The following is a 21,346-nucleotide window of genomic DNA, read 5'->3' on the forward strand; positions in this document are numbered from 1 at the left end:
TTGTTATTTATGTTGTTTTTTTATCCTTGATCTTTCCAAAAAGTTTCATCGGTAACAGATGATGCAGAGTAATCGACCGCTCCGAATTCTGTTAGAACTCTATCAGTAACAATGATCCAGTCGTAATCTGCCGATCTTGGTATATTATCTGAAGAACTACCTGCAGTAAGACGGAAATGGAATCGAGAAAAATCAGCTGCACTATCCATAAATCCATTTAGTCGAACCGCTACGAGTACCCATTCTCCACCGGTATCTAATAATTCTCCATTAGACTCTCTTCGTTGTGCACTTGAAGTTCCTAAATATATTTTCGTTCTACAATTGGCACCATTTATTCTTAACCAAAAGTGTAATACCGGATTCCCTCCAAATCTACCATCAGGATCTACTAAAGCTGCTGATTCTTCTCCCATTTCTTCGGTTCCGAAAGCATCGCTGAAATCATATCCATAGATAGACGCCAACGTACTTGTAGTGGCCGTAGGATAATCTAAATGTAAATACCTGCTTCCAAAAGGTTCTGTCATTCCGTTAAACATAGGTTGTTCGGAAGCCTCTTCACCTAATGATAAAACTACTTGAGTAGGATCATTCTTGTTATCTCGTACGGTTTCTAATGCTTTGGTATCAAAATCATAATACTCATAGTAAGGTCCATTGATATATGGAATATTAAATACTGTTTGACGCATTTCTGTATCTGTAATGATTACCTCTGCAATACCTGTTACAACTCCAGATGGTACCATAAAAGTTAAATCTGTAGGAGAAGTAGTAATTGTAGCTTCAATACCATCTACTGTTACTGATGTGGTAAAATTGATATTTGCCCCAGTAATGGTTACCATATTATCACGAGTCATTATTCTAGGTACATTATCTGGTTCTGGTGTTGGAATATTTACTAAAAAAGAAGAGCTTAACTCTTGAGCTACTTCACCAGTATTGCTGTTATAGTTTAAATTTATAGCTACTGGGTCTAAAGTTCCTGGATTTGGAACTGTAACTACGATCACACCTGTTTCTTGAAATGATATTACACCTGGCACATCACCGAAAGTTACACTAGACACCACGCCAAGATTAGCTCCTTCAATAATCAAGAGATCGTTTGCGGTAGCTTCATCTGGAATATCACTCGTTACAGATGGTACTGGATAGGATACACTAACATCTTCTGTAGATGTAGCAGTAAATTCTAAATTCTCTGCTCCTTGTCTACTTACATCATTAATCAATACAATAGGTCCTGATACTACTGCTGGATCTACTCTTAATAAGATTTGAGTATCACTTATTTTACTTTTGATCTCAGTAGGAATTCCTCCAATAGTTGCACGATCAACAAACTGTAGAAATTCACCATCTACTAATACATCCTGAAGGATTTCAACATTTGATGGAGAAAAGCTTGTAATTATTGGAGTAGCAGATTCAATTTCCTCCACAGTTTGATCTACTTCTACATCCGCATCGCAAGACGAGGATATTACAAATATCAACATTAAACAGAAAACTAGCAGACCTGCTAAAATTCTCTTAAAAGATGCTTCATAATTTTTCATAATTCTATGGTGTTAATTTTATTTTTTTATTTCCCATTTTAATCCAATAGCGTGTTCTCTGTTTAATGGAGACTTTTTACCTGGAATGAAGTTTTCTTTATCATCCCATTTTGGATTTTTATAGAATACATCTTTTGCAGATGCTCCTTTAGTCGCTTTTACCGTACCGCAGTCAAAAATGACACAGTTCGTAATTGTATTTTTATTTCCTTTTAAGTTTACTGGATTTATAACTTTATAGCTTTTTTCAAATACAGAATTTTTAATGTTTACCGTTACAATTCCTTTAGTTCTTAAAACAGTKCCTTTTTCTCTATTTCCAACATTACTGAATATCGAATTATCAACTACAAGTTTTCCTCCTAAGGTAGATTCATCATTACCTCCACGGAAATAATTAATTGCCCATTGATCTATATCTTTAAAGATTGTATTGTCGATAATCACAACTTGTGCACTGTATCTTCCTAAATTATCTTTCTCTTCAGAAAGGTTAATTCCTCTATAGGCGTTTTCAATTCTAGAATTGATGATACTTAAAGTATCTGCAAAAGTTCCCTTGTATCCTTTAAATACACTACCACCATTTTTGTTTTTAAAACCTTTTAAATAACAGTTGTTGATGAAAACAGAATAGGTTTCAGAGATTCCTTTGCTAGGTGATACTACCGCATATTTTATGGGGGGAGTTGAGGTGGCATTTATATCGAGATGATTCAGTCTCAAAGTTTTTCCACCTTCAACTCTAAAGAAATAGGTCGGTTGTTTTTCTAATCCTTCTTTTATTTTTAGCACAGGTTTTGTTCCTTCAGTATTTCCTTGTATGCTAACACTATTGGTAATTTTTATACCTTTTTCCAGAGTATATGTTCCTGATTTTAACTTCAGGATACTTCCGTCAGGTGTTTTTTTTAGAGCTTTACGTAATGTTCCAATACCAGGTTCTACTTCAATAACTTCTGCAATGACTTCCGTTTTTGGAGGAGTTACTTTAGAGTTCCATGAAGTTCCACTTTTTAATAGAAGTGCTTTGGGATATTTTTTATTCCCAAGATTAAATGCACCAGCAACAAATGTTGTTCTTTTAGTGCCAGTAATATCCAATCTAGTTGGTTTACCTTCAATTTTGGAATTCTTTATAAGTGCTTCGTTTTCCGCTTTTGGAATATAAAGAATGTCATCTAAAGTATCCCAATTCACAGTTGCTTTAGTAAAGCCCTTTTTATCGAAATTGCTTTTAGTATCTAAAATATTTCCATAAAATTTAAATCCATCCAAGGTATCATAAACAGAAGCAACTTTTCCATCGTTCGTATTGAAAATTATATTATTCGCAAACACCGTATTTTCTGGAGCTAATGATCTTTCTTCATCTTTACCTGCACAAAATTGAATTGGAGAACAATTTATGATTGTATTATTTTGGATGTTAACATCTTTAACTTGATGATAACGATTTGCTGGACTATTAGGTACTCCATTCATCACTACAATAGGACCTCTGAAGCCATCACCGGTTAGATTCATCATTAGGTTATTTCTGATCATATGACCGGCATTGATAACCCTGATTCCTCCTGTATGTGGTTTTTGATTTCCAATAAAAACATTGCTTTCGATCAAGCATCTATTTCCATGTCTTAGTGTTAGTACTCCTTCACTTTCTAAAAAGAGATTATTTCTATATACATTATCACAAGATTTATTGGATATAATTTCTACCTCTCCATTGCACTTTTCGAAGACATTATCTTCTACAATCGTTCTCGATGATAAAAGTGAGTTTTTACTGGTTCCAATTCTGATAGTTTCACCACCATTAAAACCTAGTGGAGGCCTTTCTCCAAAATAATTATGATCGATTCTGTGATTATTATCTATATGTTTTTCACCTTTTAGCCAAACAACTAGGGTAGTGCCTGAATGAGTTTTACCTGCAAAATAATTGTGATCAACTCTATTGTTTTTACCCCAAACGCTTATCCATTTGTAATCGGTAGACTTGGATTTGGGATTAAAATATGTAATTGCACAATCAGTTAACCTAGAGTGGTTCGCAAATTCTTTTGAATTTATTCTGAAAGAAATTACTGATTTACCTGATGAATATCCATTTTTAAACCATAAGCCTTTAATGGTTATATATTCTCCAGCTATTTTTAAACTTGAATCACCAGTTATAACAACTTTGCCAGATTCTTCCGCTTGGATTGTTATTGGATTTTGAGATGTTCCTATGCCTTTTACTACCAATTTTACATCTTTCCACTCTCCATTTTTGAGAATAATTCGGTCTCCAGCTTGTACGGATTTTATAGCTTCATTAAATTCATTTATAGTAGCTACTTTGATCTCATTAGCAGTTCCTGCGAATCCTACAAAAAATAGAATCGGTAAAATAATAGTGATAATATGTTTTTTAGTTATCATCATTAATAACCTATGTTTTGAGCTAAATTAGGATTCAAGTCAATTTCTCTTTGAGGGATAGGTAGTAATAATTGAAAGTCAACTATTGGACTAGCATCCAAGTCAGGATTATCAGGATTATTATAGGCGAATTCAGTAACGAAATGCTCATTAATAACCGTTAAAGCTCTATTAGTTCTTAAAAGGTCGAAGAATCTATGATTTTCAAAAGCAAATTCTAAGCGTCTTTCATCTTCTAAAGCAAGTTTAAACGCAAAACTCGAACTTACTTCAGATTCTGTAAGTGCAGCTAAACCAGCTCGCGCTCTAACTTTATTAAGTTCTATTAAAGCTTCTGATATTCCACGAGCATCTACATATGCTTCTGAGAGCATTAAGAGTACGTCTGCAAATCTTGTTACTGGCCAGTCAACATCTCCGTCATCCAAAGCATTAAAAGCAGAGTTGTATTTGGTAACGTGTTTGTTGAAAATTTCCGTTCCATTAGTTGCTATATAACTATCTGCCATAGAAGAAGGTTTTCTTTGATCAGCTGTTTCATATGCATCAGAAACATTTTCTGTAGGAACATTAAGCCCATCTCCATTACCAAATACTACATTTCCATCACTTTGTAGTGGAGCAAAGAAATTAGGAAAAGGAGAACCTAAACCAATAAGACCTTGTTCGTATCGAACAGAAAAAATAACTTCTTCATTGATTTCATTACCAGGTTCAAAAAGGTCATCATAATTGGCTAGTAAATCATTTGTTCCATTGTCTCTTACATATTCGAGTTGAGTAATTGCAGCTTCTAAGTCTCTAGTAGGACTTGACAAATGAACTTTTCCTAAAATTGTCCTAGCTGCTATTGCAGTAGCTCTTCCAAATTCAGAATCATCATATTGCTCTGGTAATAATGATACAGCATCCGTAAGATCTTGTATGATAAAATCATATACTTCTGTTTGAGGTTCTCTAGATAATTGAAATCCCTCTTCACCGATAAGCACTCGATCAACAATCACGATACTACCATACAATCTAGTTAGATTAAAATGCATCAATGCTCTTAGAAATTTAGCTTCTCCTTCATACTGATTTCTTAAACCTTCATCTTCCGCAACATCAATATTTGCTAAAATTCTATTCGCCAATGCTATTGTTTTGTAGCAACTAGCATAATAATTTTGATTTATTGAATTATTTGTATCTACGGTTAGTCTATCTAGTGTGAATCGCGGAGCATCTGATTCAGGTGATCTATCAGGATTTGTAAAAGTATTGTCTGAACGCAGTTCGGTAACATTCCATTCTACAGCCATTACATCATATAAACTGGAATAGGCGGCAATGACTCCTCTATTTAATTCTTCTTGGTCTTGGTAGAAGTTATCATCCGTTCGAAACGAAATTACGTCTTCTTCAAGATCACAAGAAACCATTAACAATGTCAAGCAAAATACATAAATATTAAAATTTATGAATCTGTTCTGAAGTTTAAAAATATGTTTCATTCTCTATATTTTTTAGTCAATATTTCGATTTAAACTCTATCTGCTATTCAGATGCTATTTCGAAATAGACTTTTGTTAATTGCTTTTAGAAATTAATGTCTAATCCAAGTGCAAGTTGTCTTTGTACTGGAGTAACACCTCTTTGATATCCTCTAATTAGAACATTATTACGATCCGTATTTCCTTCAGGGTTATTACCTAAGTAATCATCAGCAGTTTGATACCAGAGATTTTGTCCAGATAGGTATATTCTCATTTTTTCTAATCCCATTTTCTGTACAGAGTGTTTTGGTATAGAATATCCTAATACAACTTCTCTTAGCGAAGCATAAGAAGCATCTTGTACGGCATAATCTGTTTCTAACCAAGGTACTCCAATTCGAATTCCTGGTCTGCTTGCAGGGATATTTTCATTAAACCATTGTCCTTCTGCATATACAGAACTATATCTAGCAACTTCATTGTAGAAAGCCTCTCCCCAAACAACTTCACCACCTTGCGATCCTTGGAAAGAGAAGTTTAGGTCTAGATTTCCATAATTAAATGTGCTTGTAAATCCCCAAATAAAATCTGGAAATGGGTCTCCAATAACAGTTCTATCATCTTCATTTATAATTCCATCACCATTTACATCCACTCGTTTTAATCCACCTACGGCATCTATAATTCCGCTTGGGCTATTTGCTAAATCTTCAGCATCCTGGAAAATACCATCTGTTCTATATCCATAAAACTGGATATAAGGTTCTCCAACACGTGTAATATATTGATCGGTTCTTTCACCATTATTAATAGCTCTTTCAGATCCACCAAAGGATATAAGCTTGTTTTCATTGAAAGAGATATTAGCACTTCCTTGCCATTTTAATTTTCCCGTTCCGAGATTGGTAGATAAGGCAAATTCCCATCCTGAGTTTTGAACTTTTCCAATATTATTCCATTGCTCATCAAAACCAGTTGTATTAGAAATTTGTTGCCTTAGTAATAATTTCTCAGATAACTTATAGTAGTAATCTACAGTAAGATTTACAGAGCCATTAAAAAGACCAAGATCAACGCCATTGTTAAATTCAGTATTGGTTTCCCAAGTGATATCGGGATTTCCTTGCAAGAAATCTACTTCTCCTTGACCAGTCGTTACACCTCCTGTATTTCCTATACTATAGTTACTGAAATCTACAATAGTTTGTGATAAGAAGTCGAATAGAGGAGGAGCTGCTCCACTAATACCCCAACTTGATCTTAGTTTTAGTGTATTTACGGTGTTTCCAATACTGTTTCTCCAGAAATTTTCATTGGCAACATTCCAACCTACTGATACAGAAGGGAAAAATCCATATTTATTGTTCTTTCCAAATTTGTTGAAACCATCGGCTCTACCTGCTAAAGAAAGTAAATAGCGGTCTTTGAAGGCATAATTAACTCTGGCTAAATATGAAGAAAGTATGGTTTCATCTTTTATAGTAAATGTATTATCAAGATCTATGATGGTACCTCCATTAAGAGTAGTAATAGTTTCGTCATCAAAATTGGTAATCCTTAAATTACTTAATCTTTCAGCAGTGTTTTCATAGGTAATACCAACTAATAATCCAAGGTCATGTCCATTGAAATCTCTGTTATATGTTAGTGTGTTTTCGTTAATATACTTTACTGTTAATTGGTCTGCTAAAATACCTTCTGTTTCTCCATCACGATCACCATCTGATCCAAAAAATTCTTCTCCAGTTCTGTATCTGACATAACCTCCTAATGAAGATCTAAGGGTAAGTCCTCTCGCTATTTTCCATTTTACAGAACCATTGGATAGTAATCGATATTCGAAACGATTTCTTCTACTAGCTTCTTGTCTAGAAATAGGATTAAAGTTAGAGGAAGACCACAAGTTTTCTAAGTTTCCTGTGTTTTCTACCAAACCTGTAACTGGATCGACATAATCGAAATTTAGGTTTCTAAAATGCAAAGCATGTGCAAAGCTTCCTACTGGCTGACCTGTTAAATCGGAAGTATATTGATTATGTCTTACAGGAATCCAAGTCTCATATCGACCAACATCTGTAAAGTTTATAGAAGATCTTCTTGTAAGTGTGTAAGAAGGGTTTATTTTCAGATCGAAACTTAAATTGTCAGATAGTTTTGATTTTAATCTAGCTGATAAATTTAATCGTTCTAAGTCATTATCTTTTCTTAACCCTTCATTATAAATATAGTTAGCGGATACTAAATAGTTTGTTCTAGTTCCTCCACCAAAAATATTTAGTTGATAATTTTCGATTCTGGCTTGATCTCTTATGGCTTCTTCTTGCCAGTTTGTGGGACCACCAATATTTTGAGCAATTGTTCTTTTTCCTATTTGTACATTATCATAATTGATAAAGTTGGGTTCTCTATTTTCTTGTTGCGCGTTGAAGTTTTCTACTAATTGGTCTCTACTTCGATCTAAGTCAGAAAATTGAATTGCATCCAGAATGTCAATACTTCTAGCAGCTTGTTTGATACCAGATAATGATTTAAATTCAAAAGATGTCTTTTCTGCTTTTCCTTGTTTGGTAGTAATTAGGATTACACCATTTGCTCCTCTAGACCCATAAATAGCTGTAGAACTTGCATCTTTCAAAACTTCAATAGATTCAATGGTACTAGGATTAATAAATTGAAGACCATCATCAAATGGAAATCCGTCAACTACTACCAAAGGAGCAGAGCTAAGACTAATAGAACCAATACCTCTTACGATTATTTCTGGTTCATCTCCAACATTACCGCTCGGATTTCTTATCTGAACTCCGGCAATTTTACCTTTGATACTATTGGAAACATCAGAATAAGGAAGCTCATCTAAGTTTGTGTTTTCTAACTTAGCCACCGAAGCTGTTAAGCTCGACTTTTTCTGAACACCATATCCGATTACAACAACTTGTTCTAATTCTGAAGCTTCTTCTTCTAAAGCGATATCAAGCCTAGTTTGATTATCAATAACAACAGTAACCGTTTTTTTTCCGGTAAAGGAAAAAGAAATAACATCACCTTTATTTACGTTAATTTGATAATTTCCATCAAAATCAGTGGTAGTTCCAGTATTGGATTTAAGTATTAATACATTTACTCCTGGTATTGGAATTCCATCCTCTTGAGAAGTAACTATTCCCTCTAATGTAATGCTTTCTTGAGCAAGCATTGTACTATGATATAAAACAATCAGAATGATTGTTATAATCTTTTTGAAATACATAAGTAATTAGTTTTGTTTTTTTAATGCTTTCGTTTAAATCGATACATGGTCATTCATACTAAAAGCAAAACCTATATTCCGTAATTACTTATCTGGTAACAAAACATTAAAAACGCGATAAATTCGAAGCATTTATCTATTTTTCATATCTTTGTTGTAATCTATCTATAAGTAATTATAGTAATAATTTTACTTTTTAAACCAAGTAAAGTTTTGAAAATGAAGGGATTAGTGTGGTAGCTGTCCCTTTTTTTATTTTTGTTTATACTACATATTCGATTGGTATTAGAATTAATTTTTAGTATTTAAGTCTTTTAGTCATAGCAATATTTATATAAGTCTTTAAAGTGTTCTTCTAGTTTAGCAACAGCTCTATCAGGATCTTTATCTACAATGGCATCAATAATAGCTTGATGTTCTTTTATTAATAGATAGTTTTCATTTTTGTTACATACTTTGTTAGCGACAAAGTGTGTTATTATTTCTGGTGTAATTACGAGCATTAGCGAGTTAATTACACTATTTCCACTAGCTTCCGACAATTTCAAATGAAACATTAAATCTTCTTCAACTGCGTTTAATCCATTCACCGCTTTTTCACTATATGCTTCATGAGCGGCTAAAATCTGACGTAAATGTTCATCAGATCTTCTGGTAGCAGCGAGTCTTACAGCATGGGTCTCTAATATCAATCTGGTTTCTACCAGTGATTTAAAATCAGGTTCCTGTAATTGCAAAATATCCGTCATCATTCCATTTAGTGCAGTAACACCTATATTGGATACTCTTGTCCCACTTTGAGGGTATTTTTTTACAAGTCCATAAAATTCTAACCTTTGAATGGCTTGTCGTAATTGATTCCTACTTACGCCCAATTTTTCAGCCAGAACTCTTTCCGCAGGAAGTTTATCTCCTGGTTCAAGTTGCTTAGAAACAATTAATTCTCTAATTTTAGATATAATGATTTCTTCAGAACCTTTTTTAGAACTGGACAAAACATCCGATTCTTTCTCTGTTTTAATACTCATATACTGGTTTTGATTTTAACTGGTTGACCAATCTGGTTAACCAAAAGTATAGTTTTTTTTTATTATCACAAAATTTATATGTTAAAAATATTATGAAACCTTAAAAAAAACATTGTTTTTTCGTCGAAAATTCATTCTATATCCTTTTCGTATTTGATTATTGGTACTTTTAGTGTAATCAAACGATTTCAAAAAAATATCATTTTATTGTGGTAATAGTCTATATCTTGTTTATACTATTATATAAGGTAAGATATTAAAAAGAGCTTTATCATCTCAGTAAAATGTTTAAAATGAGTATAATGTAATTTTTTTGGTATTTTTTTTTGGTTAATGATTTATTCTAACTCATATTTTGTGAAAACCGTAATTTTTAGAAAAATTAGCTCTTTCTTGTTTTATTGAAGACTATTTTGTGTAATATTGTACTATCTAGTTAACGAAAGGGGCTTCGGCCGACGATTTAGAGTTACTATTATGAAAACGGCAACAATTATTTCGACAAAAGTGAAAGTTCAACTTCAGAACATACCAGTTATTTCTACTGTATTTACAGTACGCCGCTTTCGTCGCCCCTTGGGGGTTTAAATTCTATTTGAAGTAGGTGCGCCCTGCTTCCTTCCAAATTCCTTTTTTGATTCAGTTATTCTTCAAATAACTACGTCTTACTATATTATTTAATCATTTTGTGCTTAGATAATTATTAGGAATTCATAAACAAACTTTGACATTAAACTTAGATCTATGTTTCATTAAAACTTTGGACATAGCATCTGATATGTAGTATTTATCATTAACTATATCTGCACCTGATCTAACAACAGGTGTTAGAAATTAGCATATGAAACCAATAGAAATCATCATAGCAACCAGTAAGCATTTGCATTATGCTAAGGAAATTTGTGAAGTTATATCAGACTCTGCTAAAGTTAGAGGCACTGGTATCGCTAAACGAACGCCAGAGTATATACAAACAAAAATGACCAATGGTAATGCAATTATCGCCCTATGTGATAATAGATTTGCAGGATTCTGCTATATCGAAGTATGGGGGCATGAAAAGTACGTAGCTCATTCAGGTCTTATTGTACATCCAGATTTTAGGAATCAAGGATTAGCAAAAAGAATCAAAGAGTTCACTTTTAATTATTCTTTGCAGAAATATCCGCACTCTAAAGTATTTGGAATTACAACAGGATTAGCGGTTATGAAGATAAATTCTGACTTAGGATATAAACCGGTTACATTTTCTGAGTTGACAGATGATCCTAAATTCTGGGCAGGTTGTAAAACTTGTACAAACTACGATATTTTAAAAGCTAAAGAACATAAAATGTGTCTATGTACAGGGATGCTGTATGATCCGGCAAATCAGGCAAAGAAAAAGGAAAAATGGTACGATAAAAAAGTACTCAAAAGATTAAAAAAAATAAAACAAACAATGCTAGCAAGCAATAAACAATTATTGTTATGGAAAAAGTAGTAGTAGCATACAGTGGAGGTCTAGATACCTCGTATTGCGTAAAATATTTAATTCATAAAAAAAACCTAGAAGTACATACGATTCTCGTAAATACAGGAGGTTTTTCTGAAGAGGAGTTAACTCATACCGAAAAGAGAGCTTATGAATTAGGAAGTACTTCTCATATTAATAAAACGATACTAAATGAGTTTTATCAAAAAGCAATTAAATACCTGATTTTTGGTAACGTATTAAAAAACAATACGTATCCTTTATCAGTTAGTGCCGAAAGAATTTTTCAGGCGATAGAAGTCATTAATTATGCAAAGAAAGTGGGGGCTAAATATATTGCTCATGGAAGTACAGGAGCCGGAAATGATCAAATTAGATTTGATGTTATTTTTCAAACATTAGCTCCAGAAATTGAAATTATTACACCTATAAGAGATTTAAAGTTGTCGAGGCAAGAAGAAGTTGAGTTTCTAAAAGATCATGGTGTGGATTATAGTTGGGAAAAAGCACAGTATTCTATCAATAAAGGAATTTGGGGAACAAGTGTTGGAGGTAAGGAAACGTTAACATCACATGATCCGCTTCCCGAAACGGCCTATCCAAGTCAATTAACTAAGGAAAAAGAAGAGACAATCACTTTAAATTTTGAAAAAGGAGAATTAGTAGGTCTTGACGGTATTAAGGACACACCTGTAAATAATATCCAAAAATTAGAGGAATTAGCAAGTGCTTTTGCCATTGGTAGAGATATTCATGTGGGTGATACTATTATAGGTATCAAAGGAAGAGTTGGATTCGAAGCTGCAGCGCCGCTAGTAATCATAAAAGCTCATCATTTATTAGAAAAACATGTTCTCACTAAATGGCAACAATATTGGAAGGAACAATTGGCCAATTGGTATGGGATGCTTTTACATGAAGGAAATTATCTCGATCCTGTGATGAGAAATATCGAGGTTTTTTTAGAGGATTCTCAAAAATCAGTAACGGGAGATGTTACCGTAAAATTGAAACCATATCACTTCTTATTAGAAGGTATAGCATCTCCATTTGATATGATGAAATCAGATTTTGGTCAGTATGGAGAGATGAATAATTCCTGGACTTCTGATGATGCTAAAGGTTTTATCAAGATTTATGGAAATGCGAATAAAATATATCATAATGTAAATCCTAGTGAATCATGATAAAAGTTGGAATTATAGGAGGATCTGGATATACAGCAGGTGAATTGATAAGATTATTAATTCATCACCCAAATGTTACTCTTGATTTTGTGTACAGTACTACAAATGCTGGTGTTTCTATTAGTGACCAACACGTAGATGTTTTAGGAGATATTGATCTTGCATTTACGGATACGGTAAATCCTAATGTAGATGTTTTATTCTTATGCTTAGGACATGGGAGGTCAAGAACTTTTTTAGAACAACATCACTTTTCTGATACTACTAAAATTATAGATTTAGGAAATGATTTTAGATTAGAAAAAGATCATGTATTTGGTGGAAGAGATTTTGTTTATGGCTTACCAGAGTTACAAAAAGATAAAATTCAGTCTGCACATAATATCGCAAATCCAGGATGTTTTGCAACAGCAATCCAATTAGGGTTATTACCATTAGCGTTTTCTGGGAAATTATCTGAAACTGTACATGTAAATGCAACCACAGGAAGTACTGGAGCTGGAGTAATGCCTGGAGGCACTACGCATTTTAGTTGGAGAGATAATAACTTTTCTAGTTATAAGGTTTTTACACACCAACATCTAGATGAGATCAATCAAAGCATTGTTCAACTACAGAGTAGTTTTGAAGCCCCAATATTTTTCATCCCTAACAGAGGGAATTTTAGCAAAGGTATTTATGCTACTATGTATACAAAATATGATGGGTCCGAAGAAGAAGCAATAGATCTATATAAAACGTATTACAAAGACTCTAAGTTCACAGTAGTTTCAGAAAAGGAGATTTATTTAAAACAAGTAGTGAATACCAATAAATGTATTCTCCATATTAGTAAAAAAGATGAAATGCTGCTGATCACTTCGGTAATAGATAATTTGATTAAAGGAGCTTCAGGACAAGCGATTCATAATATGAACTTGATGTTAGGCATAGAAGAAAAGACAGGTTTAGAATTAAAAGCAAGCGCGTTTTAAAATGAATAAAATAACAATCATAGGTGGAGGAAATTTAGGTAAATCTATTATATCAGGTTTAGCTAGTAGTGATTTATTCGAAGCAAAAAATATTACAGTTGTCGATAAATCAAAATACAATTTAAAAGAAGTTGAAACAAATTTGGGTGTATCCACATCACAAGATATTTTAACTTCTATAAAAGAAGTGAAGTGGGTAATTCTATGCGTACAGCCTAGGCAACTAGATGCTGTTCTTCAGGAAATTAAAGATGAAGTAACGACAGATCAGATATTGATATCTACCATAACAGGCACTTCCATAGAAGAGATAAATGAAGTAGTTCCAAATAATAAAGTCGTGAGAGTAATGCCCAATACCGGTGCAGCAAAAAAGCTGTCGATGACCTGTATCGCTGCTAATGAAGATGTGGAGGAAGAGTTATCAATGGTCGAAAAAATGTTTGATACCATAGGAGAAACTTTAGTGATTGAAGAACGATTAATGCAAGCTGCTACGGTTTTAGGAGCTAGTGGAATCGCCTTCTTTTTAAGGTTCTTGAGAGCGATGATACAAGGAGGAATTCAAATGGGATTTCATCCTCATGAAGCTCAGATTATCGCAGTACAAACTGCTATTGGAGCAGCCACTTTGGTCGCAGAAAATGGAACACATCCTGAACGAGAAATTGATAAAGTGACGACACCACAGGGATGCACTATAGAAGGATTGAATGAAATGGAACACCAAGGACTCAGTTCTTCTGTTATAAAAGGAGTAATGGCATCCTACGAAAAAATTAATACGATAAAATAGTTGATATCATTTTATCAGAAGTAATGAATCAAAATAAATAGAAAAGTAATAAAACTAAACAGATGAAACTATTTGATGTATATCCTCTTTATGATGTAGAGCCGGTAGAAGCTCATGATAGTATTGTAGTGGATAAAAATGGAGTGGAGTATTTGGATTTATATGGAGGACATGCGGTAATATCCGTAGGGCATGGACATCCCCATTATATCAAAAGGATGAAAGAACAATTAGACAAAATTGGTTTCTATTCTAATGCTGTACATAATAGTTTGCAAACTGATTTGGCAAATAAATTAGGAATACTATCAGGCTATGATACCTATCAACTATTTCTATGTAATTCTGGAGCTGAAGCTAATGAAAATGCTTTAAAACTAGCTTCATTTTATACACAGAAGTCAAGAGTGATTGCATTTCACAATGGATTTCATGGAAGAACATCGGCAGCAGTAGCAGCGACTGATAATGCAAAGATCAATGCACCATTGAATAAACAACAGGATGTTACTTTTTTACCTTTAAATGATGTGAATTTGGTAAAAGCTGAATTGTTAAAAGGAGATGTTTGTGCGGTCATTATAGAACCTATTCAAGGAGTTGGAGGTTTGGATGAAGGAACCACGTTCTTTTTTAAAGAATTAGAAAAATTATGCAAAGAAAATGAAGTCGTATTAATTCTTGATGAAGTACAATCTGGATTCGGAAGAACTGGGAAGTTTTTTGCGCATCAATATCATGGAATTACTCCAGACATCATTTCTATTGCCAAAGGTATGGGAAATGGTTTTCCGATAGGAGGAATTATGATCGCTCCACATATCGAACCAAGTTATGGGATGCTCGGAACTACTTTTGGAGGTAATCATCTAGCTTGTGCAGCTGCATTGGCTGTTCTGGAAATATTAGAAACTGAAGATCTAATCGATAATGCAAGATTTACAGGAGAGTATTTTGTTACCAGAGCTTTAGAAATTCCAGGAGTTCAACAAGTCAAAGGAAAAGGATTAATGTTAGGGTTGGAGTTTGATTTTGAAGTAGCAGATTTACGAAAAAAACTAATCTATAATGAACAAATTTTTACTGGAGGAGCTATGAATAAAAAGTTACTGAGAATTCTTCCACCATTAACAATCGGTAAAACAGAAATAGATCAATTTATAAATGCATTACAAACGGTTTTAGTGCCAGAAAAGATTTAAAATGAATAGTGTACTCGACATATCAGAAAGAAATGCTGTATTGCAAAAAATGGCAGACTTAATAGCACAACATAAAGAAGCTATTATTGAAGCAAATAAAAGTGATCTCGAAGCATATTCTGGTGATGATTTAGCAATGGGAGATCGATTAAAAGTAGATGATTCTAAAATAAATACAATGATTGCTTCCTTAGAGCAATTGGCCAGTCAGGAAGATCCCATTGGAGTAGAACGTTTTCGATTCACTCATGATAATGGAATGCAAGTATTTAATAAAACAGCTTCGTTTGGAACCGTTTTAATTATCTATGAATCCAGACCAGATGTAACAGTAGAAGCTGCTGGAATAGCTTTTAAATCTGGGAATAAGATTTTATTAAAAGGAGGAAAAGAGTCCTTACGATCTRATCTTGCGATAGTCAAACTTTGGCATCAGGCTTTAAGTGATAGCAACATTTCAAATCATTGGATAGAATACCTAAATTACAATAGAACGGAGACCCAGTCTTTTTTGGAAAAGCCAACCCAAAATGTGGATTTGATTATTCCTAGAGGCGGAGAAAAGTTGATCGCGTTTGTAAAGAAACATGCAACTTGTCCAGTAATTGTGAGCGGAAGGGGTAACAACTTTGTATATGTTCATAAAGAAGCAGATCGCGCTTTAGCATTAGATAATATTATTAATGGGAAAACAGATAAAATCTCCGCTTGTAATGCAGTAGATAAAGTTCTTATCGATAAGGATTTACCGAATAAAGAAGATTTCGTAAAAAATCTAATCATCACATTAAAGAACTTTAATGTAGAAATATTAGGAGATACGTCACTTTCTAAATATGATGAAGTAGCACAAATATCAGATCCGAATATATGGCAGGAAGAATTTTTGGATTATAAAATAGTGATTGGTGAAATAGAAAATGTTCCTGAAGCTATTTCTAAGATCAACGAATTTAGTGGAGGGCATTCTGCGGCTATTATTACAAGAAATCAGAAAGAAGCAGAAACCTTTATGGCATCAGTAGATTGCGCAGCAGTATATCACAATGCATCTACACGATTTACCGATGGATTCCAATTAGGTTTAGGAGGAGAATTGGCAATTAGCACAGATAAATTGCACCAAAGAGGTCCTATTGGATTACAGCATTTGGTAACAAATAAATGGTATATACATGGAGATGGGCAAATCAGATAAAAAGAGAATTGTTCTAAAAATAGGATCCAATGTTCTTACCAAAGAAACGGATCATATTTCTAGAGGCAAAATTGAGGATATAGGTAATCAGATTGTTGCATTGCAAGATCAATATGAGTTTGTAATCGTAAGTTCTGGTGCAATTGCTGTAGCAAAGCAATTTGTAAACCTTGAGAGCAATGGCAAAGAGATTACCGTAAAACAAGCATTGGCTTCTATAGGGCAACCACATTTAATGAGAATTTTTCAAGAAAGCTTTAGAGATTTAGGGTTGCTTACTTCTCAATGTTTATTGTCGTATTCTGATTTTGAAAGAGAGCAGTCTAAAAAAAATATTGTGAATACGATTAATGTATTGATCGCTAATAATTATATACCAATAATTAACGAGAATGATACGGTTGCTACAGACGAAATTAAATTTGGAGATAATGATAAACTAGCGGCATTAACAGCTTGTTTGTTAGAAGCAGACTTATTACTTATTGCTACTAATACCAATGGTATATGTACCAAAGAGTCGGTAGAAAATAAAACCTTTAAAACGATTGATGAAGTAGATGATTTAGAACTTTTGAATAATGAAATTGTTTCTTCTACATCAAAACATGGTACTGGTGGAATGAAATCAAAAGTACAAGCTGCTAGTATTACTCAAGAATGTAATATAGAAACCTGGATAGCGAATGGTCTTGAAGAAAATTTTATGGTAAATGCAATTAACAATGCAGTTCCATTTACTAAGATTAAAATATCAAATAGAAAAGAGATTATAGAAAATATATAGACAAATACAAATTAAAAAAATTAGAGAATAAGTTAGAAGAGTTTCAAAGAATGACTATGAGTTTTCAAAATAAACTTTAAAAGTCTCCACTCTATTTTCTTTATTCTTAAATCTAGAAAAAATGAATAATTATTTTTCAGTACACGATATAAATGCTCTTAATTCATGGGTAGAAGAGGCGATTGAATTAAAGAAAAAGCCTTTATCTCACAAAGAATTAGGAAAAGATAAAACCATCGGTTTATTGTTTTTTAATCCTAGTTTGAGAACCAGATTAAGCACACAAAAGGCAGCTTTAAATCTTGGGATGAATGTGATGGTAATGAATTTTGGTGGTGAAGGGTGGTCTTTAGAATATGGGGATGGAACCATCATGGATCAAGGTAATTCAGAACATATAAAAGATGCAGCACAAGTAGTATCCCAATATTGTGATATTGTAGCGATACGAGCTTTTGCCAAGTTAGAAGATAGAGAAGAAGACTATGAAGAAAAAGTTTTAAAAAGCTTTATGAAATATGCTAGTGTTCCTATCATTAATATGGAAAGCGCTACTGGTCATCCATTACAGGCGCTAACAGATGCTATTACCATAACAGAATATAAGCCAATACATAAACCAAAGATTGTACTTTCATGGGCACCGCATCCGAAAGCCTTACCACAGGCGGTCGCCAATTCTTTTGCAGAAATGGTACAAAAAATGGAAGCAAATTTTGTAATCACCCATCCTAAGGGGTTTGAGTTAGCCAGTCAAATTACTAATGAGGTGCCCATAGAGTACGATCAAGAAAAAGCATTTGAAAATGCAGATTTTGTATATGTGAAAAATTGGAGTTCATATACCGATTACGGAAGTTCTTCACAAGATGAAAACTGGAGAATAACAAAAAAGAAAATGGATCTTACCAACAAGGCAAAATTCATGCACTGTTTGCCGGTTAGAAGAAATGTGGTAGTTGATGATGCTGTAATCGATAGTGAGAACTCTGTAGTTATTGAACAAGCAAACAATAGAACCTATGCTGCACAATTGGTAATGAAAAAGATTTTAGAAAAGAGTTGAGGTATGAAAGTAAAGGATAAATTATTAGTTGCTAAGATTGGTGAGGGCAGAGTGTAAGGAAAATGTCCATTGGACATTTTTAGCGAATGAGCCAGGTGGCGCGCAGGCGATAAATGATAATTATGAAAACAAAAGATAAATTATTAGTTGCTAAGATTGGTGGTAACATCATCGAAAATAAAGAAGCATTGGATTCTTTTTTACAAGATTTTTCTAAAGTAAAAGGTCCAAAAATCTTAATTCATGGTGGAGGTAAATCTGCCACAAAATTAGCATCAAAACTAGGTGTAAAAACGGAAATGATTGATGGAAGAAGAATCACATCAGCTGAGAATTTGGATATCGTTGTAATGACCTATGCAGGATTATTAAATAAAACTATCGTTTCGGGTCTTCAAAAATATAATTGCAATGCTTTGGGGCTTACCGGTGCAGATGCAAATATAATTGTAGCCAATAAAAGACCAGTACAGTTTATAGATTATGGATATGTAGGTGATGTTACAACGGTAAATAAGGATACGTTAAAGGGATTTATAGATTTAGGGATAACACCAGTGTTTTGTGCAGTAACACATGATGCTAATGGTCAATTGTTTAATACCAATGCGGATACAATCGCATCTGAAATCGCTTCAGCAATGGGAATTGATTACGAAGTGGCTCTTTTTTATTGTTTTGAATTAAAAGGAGTTCTCGAAAATATCGATGATAAAGATTCGGTAATTGAGCATATTGATTTAGAAAAATATTCAGAATTAAGAGATGCAGATATCATTGCAGATGGAATGTTACCGAAACTTAAAAACTGTTTCGATGCGTTGCATAAAAATGTGAATAAAGTACATATAGCTAATGCGGATTTTATAAAAGACAATACTATAAAGCATACGACTTTGAGTCTATAAACATTAGGTGATAAACTTTTAAAATCTGTAAGAATAAAGAGAGATAAATTATCATGAGCAAAGAAGATAATACTATAGATACTACTGTTGTAGAGAACCATAATATTATGAATGATTCAGCTTTACATATTCAGGAATTAACAAGAGAAGCAATAGATCTTTTGCATCAGTTAATAGAAACCCAATCCTTTTCTTCAGAGGAAGAAGGAACTGCTTTATTGATAGAAAATTGGTTCCATCAATATAACATACCTTTTGAAAGAGAGCATAATAACATTTGGGCATACAACAAGAATTTTGATGAAACAAAACCCACAATTCTACTGAATTCTCATCATGATACCGTAAAACCAAATGGTAATTATACGAATGATCCTTTTAAAGCTTTTGTAGAAGATGGAAAGCTATATGGATTAGGGAGTAATGATGCCGGAGGATGCTTAGTGTCTTTACTAGCAACCTTCACTTATTTTTATAACAAACTGAATCTGAACTATAATTTTGTAATTGCCGCCACTGCCGAAGAAGAAAGTAGTGGTCCTTTAGGATTAAAAAGTATTCTGAAATACCTAAAAAATGTGGAGTTTGCTATTGTGGGAGAACCAACACTGATGCAATTGGCAATTGCCGAGAAAGGATTATTAGTACTAGATGTTTCTGTAAAAGGAACTGCCTGTCATGCAGCGCATCCTAATGATGATAATGCAATATATAATACACTCGAGGTAATTGAATGGTTTAAGAATTACAAATTCGAAAAGAGTTCAGAAACCTTAGGAGATGTGAAAATGACAGTGACTCAAATTAGTGCTGGTAATCAACACAATGTAGTGCCATCTCACTGTAATTTAGTAGTAGATATCAGAGTAAATGACAAATACAAGAATAAAGAAGTGCTGGAGTTAGTGAAAGGATCTTTACCAGAAAATGTTGATGTAAAACCAAGGTCACTGCATTTAGGATCTTCTTCTATACCAAAAGATCATCCAATCGTTACATCAGGAATCTCATTAAGAAGAACGACTTATGGATCCCCAACACTTTCAGATCAATCGGTATTAAGTTGTCCATCCTTAAAGTTAGGGCCAGGTGACTCTACCAGATCACATTCTGCGGATGAGTTTATTTATGTAGAAGAAATTGAAGAAGGTGTAGCCTTGTATATAAAGATATTAGAAGGAATAATCTAAAAATGTAAAATGTAAAAGTAGAAATGTAAATGTTGTGTAACTATCAGGTTCGGATTAAGAACTTGATTAATAAACACTTTCAACTTTGTGCTAACTACTCAAAACAATAACTAAAACGAAATGAAACTTTGGGATAAAGGATTACCAACCGATCAAAAGATAGATATGTTTACCGTAGGTAACGATAGACAATTGGATTTGGTAATTGCTAAATATGATGTAAAAGCAACCTTAGCACACGCTAAAATGTTGCATAAGATTCAGCTGCTTTCAGATCAGGATATAATAGCAATCGAAAAAGAGCTCAATGTATTAACAGAACAAATTGAGCAAGGGACTTTTGTAATTGAAGATCAGTTTGAAGATGTACATTCTAAAATTGAGTTCGAGCTTACTCAAAAAATAGGAGATGCTGGTAAACGAATACATACTGCCAGATCCAGAAATGATCAGGTGCTAGTGGCAATGCATTTATATCTAAAAGATGAGTTGCAACAAATAAAAGACCAAGTAAAGGAGCTATCTCAAAATTTATTGAAGTCTGCTAAGCAGTATGAAGAAGTTTTATTGCCTGGATATACACATCTTCAGATTGCCATGCCATCCTCATTTGGATTATGGTTTTCAGCCTATGCAGAGAGTTTTGTAGATGATTTATATTTTATAGATGCTGCGATTAAGGTAGTAGATCAAAATCCACTGGGAAGTGCGGCTGGATATGGAAGTTCATTTCCAATAGACAGAGAATTTACTACAAAAGAGTTGAATTTTGAAACATTGAAATACAATGTAGTTGCGGCTCAAATGAGC

16 protein-coding genes are annotated in these 21,346 nt (G+C 33.4%); 11 read left to right on the forward strand and 5 right to left on the reverse strand.

Translation table 11 applies throughout. The features are described 5' to 3' along the window. Nucleotides 1–20: 20 nt before the first annotated feature. From GBO31_RS09820 to GBO31_RS09840, 5 genes are all read right to left on the reverse strand, one after another. Nucleotides 21–1,568 (reverse strand): hypothetical protein, encoded by a 1,548-nt coding sequence (locus GBO31_RS09820; RefSeq protein WP_219008161.1) that lies wholly within the window; start codon nt 1,566–1,568, stop codon nt 21–23. 18 nt (nt 1,569–1,586) lie between these two features. Then, on the reverse strand, nt 1,587–4,001 hold the full coding sequence (locus tag GBO31_RS09825) for a polysaccharide lyase 6 family protein (protein WP_219008162.1): 2,415 nt from the start codon (nt 3,999–4,001) through the stop codon (nt 1,587–1,589). After that, nucleotides 4,001–5,494: a RagB/SusD family nutrient uptake outer membrane protein gene (locus GBO31_RS09830; protein WP_219008163.1), complete on the reverse strand. Its 1,494-nt coding sequence runs from the start codon at nt 5,492–5,494 to the stop codon at nt 4,001–4,003. Before GBO31_RS09830 ends, GBO31_RS09825 begins: the two co-directional genes overlap by 1 nt. Before the next feature lie 85 nt (nt 5,495–5,579). After that, complete coding sequence (locus GBO31_RS09835; protein ID WP_219008164.1) at nt 5,580–8,726, reverse strand: SusC/RagA family TonB-linked outer membrane protein; 3,147 nt, start codon at nt 8,724–8,726, stop codon at nt 5,580–5,582. Between the two features lie 314 nt (nt 8,727–9,040). Beyond that, nucleotides 9,041–9,754, reverse strand: a complete 714-nt coding sequence (locus tag GBO31_RS09840; RefSeq protein ID WP_219008165.1) for a FadR/GntR family transcriptional regulator — start codon at nt 9,752–9,754, stop codon at nt 9,041–9,043. 841 nt (nt 9,755–10,595) lie between these two features. Here GBO31_RS09840 and GBO31_RS09845 point away from each other — a divergent pair. From GBO31_RS09845 to GBO31_RS09895, 11 genes are all read left to right on the forward strand, one after another. Then, complete coding sequence (locus GBO31_RS09845) at nt 10,596–11,237, forward strand: GNAT family N-acetyltransferase (protein ID WP_219008166.1); 642 nt, start codon at nt 10,596–10,598, stop codon at nt 11,235–11,237. Then, complete coding sequence (locus GBO31_RS09850; RefSeq protein WP_219008167.1) at nt 11,225–12,415, forward strand: argininosuccinate synthase; 1,191 nt, start codon at nt 11,225–11,227, stop codon at nt 12,413–12,415. Before GBO31_RS09845 ends, GBO31_RS09850 begins: the two co-directional genes overlap by 13 nt. Then, nucleotides 12,412–13,389, forward strand: coding sequence for an N-acetyl-gamma-glutamyl-phosphate reductase (gene argC, locus GBO31_RS09855; protein ID WP_219008168.1), 978 nt, complete (start codon nt 12,412–12,414; stop codon nt 13,387–13,389). Before GBO31_RS09850 ends, argC begins: the two co-directional genes overlap by 4 nt. A gap of 1 nt (nt 13,390) precedes the next feature. Further along, a complete protein-coding gene (gene proC, locus GBO31_RS09860; RefSeq protein ID WP_219008169.1) occupies nt 13,391–14,185 on the forward strand; it encodes a pyrroline-5-carboxylate reductase in 795 nt (264 codons plus the stop codon). A gap of 62 nt (nt 14,186–14,247) precedes the next feature. Beyond that, nucleotides 14,248–15,387, forward strand: coding sequence for an aspartate aminotransferase family protein (locus GBO31_RS09865; protein WP_219008170.1), 1,140 nt, complete (start codon nt 14,248–14,250; stop codon nt 15,385–15,387). Nucleotide 15,388: 1 nt separating this feature from the next. Continuing rightward, entirely contained in the window at nt 15,389–16,585 is a 1,197-nt protein-coding gene (locus tag GBO31_RS09870) for a glutamate-5-semialdehyde dehydrogenase (protein ID WP_219008171.1), read from the forward strand. Then, nucleotides 16,563–17,372: a glutamate 5-kinase gene (proB, locus tag GBO31_RS09875; RefSeq protein WP_246615830.1), complete on the forward strand. Its 810-nt coding sequence runs from the start codon at nt 16,563–16,565 to the stop codon at nt 17,370–17,372. The genes GBO31_RS09870 and proB overlap by 23 nt, the downstream gene beginning before the upstream one ends. Nucleotides 17,373–17,493: 121 nt before the next feature. After that, nucleotides 17,494–18,438, forward strand: a complete 945-nt coding sequence (locus GBO31_RS09880) for an N-acetylornithine carbamoyltransferase (protein ID WP_219008172.1) — start codon at nt 17,494–17,496, stop codon at nt 18,436–18,438. 122 nt (nt 18,439–18,560) lie between these two features. Beyond that, nucleotides 18,561–19,346, forward strand: coding sequence for an acetylglutamate kinase (gene argB / locus GBO31_RS09885; RefSeq protein ID WP_219008173.1), 786 nt, complete (start codon nt 18,561–18,563; stop codon nt 19,344–19,346). A gap of 107 nt (nt 19,347–19,453) precedes the next feature. Beyond that, on the forward strand, nt 19,454–20,536 hold the full coding sequence (locus tag GBO31_RS09890) for a M20 family metallo-hydrolase (protein ID WP_219008179.1): 1,083 nt from the start codon (nt 19,454–19,456) through the stop codon (nt 20,534–20,536). 120 nt (nt 20,537–20,656) lie between these two features. After that, the coding region (locus GBO31_RS09895; RefSeq protein WP_246615831.1) for a lyase family protein at nt 20,657–21,346 on the forward strand (690 nt) is incomplete at its 3' end.

The organism is Aquimarina litoralis (genome assembly GCF_019295435.1).
In the GTDB taxonomy this organism is placed as follows: domain Bacteria; phylum Bacteroidota; class Bacteroidia; order Flavobacteriales; family Flavobacteriaceae; genus Aquimarina; species Aquimarina litoralis_A.

Bases quoted from the DNA above. Each gene is read 5' to 3' on its own strand.
- proC (WP_219008169.1), top strand. From the start codon at position 13,391: ATGAATAAAATAACAATCATAGGTGGAGGAAATTTAGGTAAATCTATT.
- argB (WP_219008173.1), top strand. From the start codon at position 18,561: ATGAAAACAAAAGATAAATTATTAGTTGCTAAGATTGGTGGTAACATC.
- GBO31_RS09880 (WP_219008172.1), top strand. From the start codon at position 17,494: ATGAATAATTATTTTTCAGTACACGATATAAATGCTCTTAATTCATGG.
- GBO31_RS09830 (WP_219008163.1), bottom strand. From the start codon at position 5,494: ATGAAACATATTTTTAAACTTCAGAACAGATTCATAAATTTTAATATT.
- GBO31_RS09840 (WP_219008165.1), bottom strand. From the start codon at position 9,754: ATGAGTATTAAAACAGAGAAAGAATCGGATGTTTTGTCCAGTTCTAAA.
- GBO31_RS09865 (WP_219008170.1), top strand. From the start codon at position 14,248: ATGAAACTATTTGATGTATATCCTCTTTATGATGTAGAGCCGGTAGAA.
- argC (WP_219008168.1), top strand. From the start codon at position 12,412: ATGATAAAAGTTGGAATTATAGGAGGATCTGGATATACAGCAGGTGAA.
- GBO31_RS09890 (WP_219008179.1), top strand. From the start codon at position 19,454: ATGAATGATTCAGCTTTACATATTCAGGAATTAACAAGAGAAGCAATA.
- GBO31_RS09820 (WP_219008161.1), bottom strand. From the start codon at position 1,568: ATGAAAAATTATGAAGCATCTTTTAAGAGAATTTTAGCAGGTCTGCTA.
- proB (WP_246615830.1), top strand. From the start codon at position 16,563: ATGGAGATGGGCAAATCAGATAAAAAGAGAATTGTTCTAAAAATAGGA.
- GBO31_RS09850 (WP_219008167.1), top strand. From the start codon at position 11,225: ATGGAAAAAGTAGTAGTAGCATACAGTGGAGGTCTAGATACCTCGTAT.
- GBO31_RS09845 (WP_219008166.1), top strand. From the start codon at position 10,596: ATGAAACCAATAGAAATCATCATAGCAACCAGTAAGCATTTGCATTAT.
- GBO31_RS09835 (WP_219008164.1), bottom strand. From the start codon at position 8,726: ATGTATTTCAAAAAGATTATAACAATCATTCTGATTGTTTTATATCAT.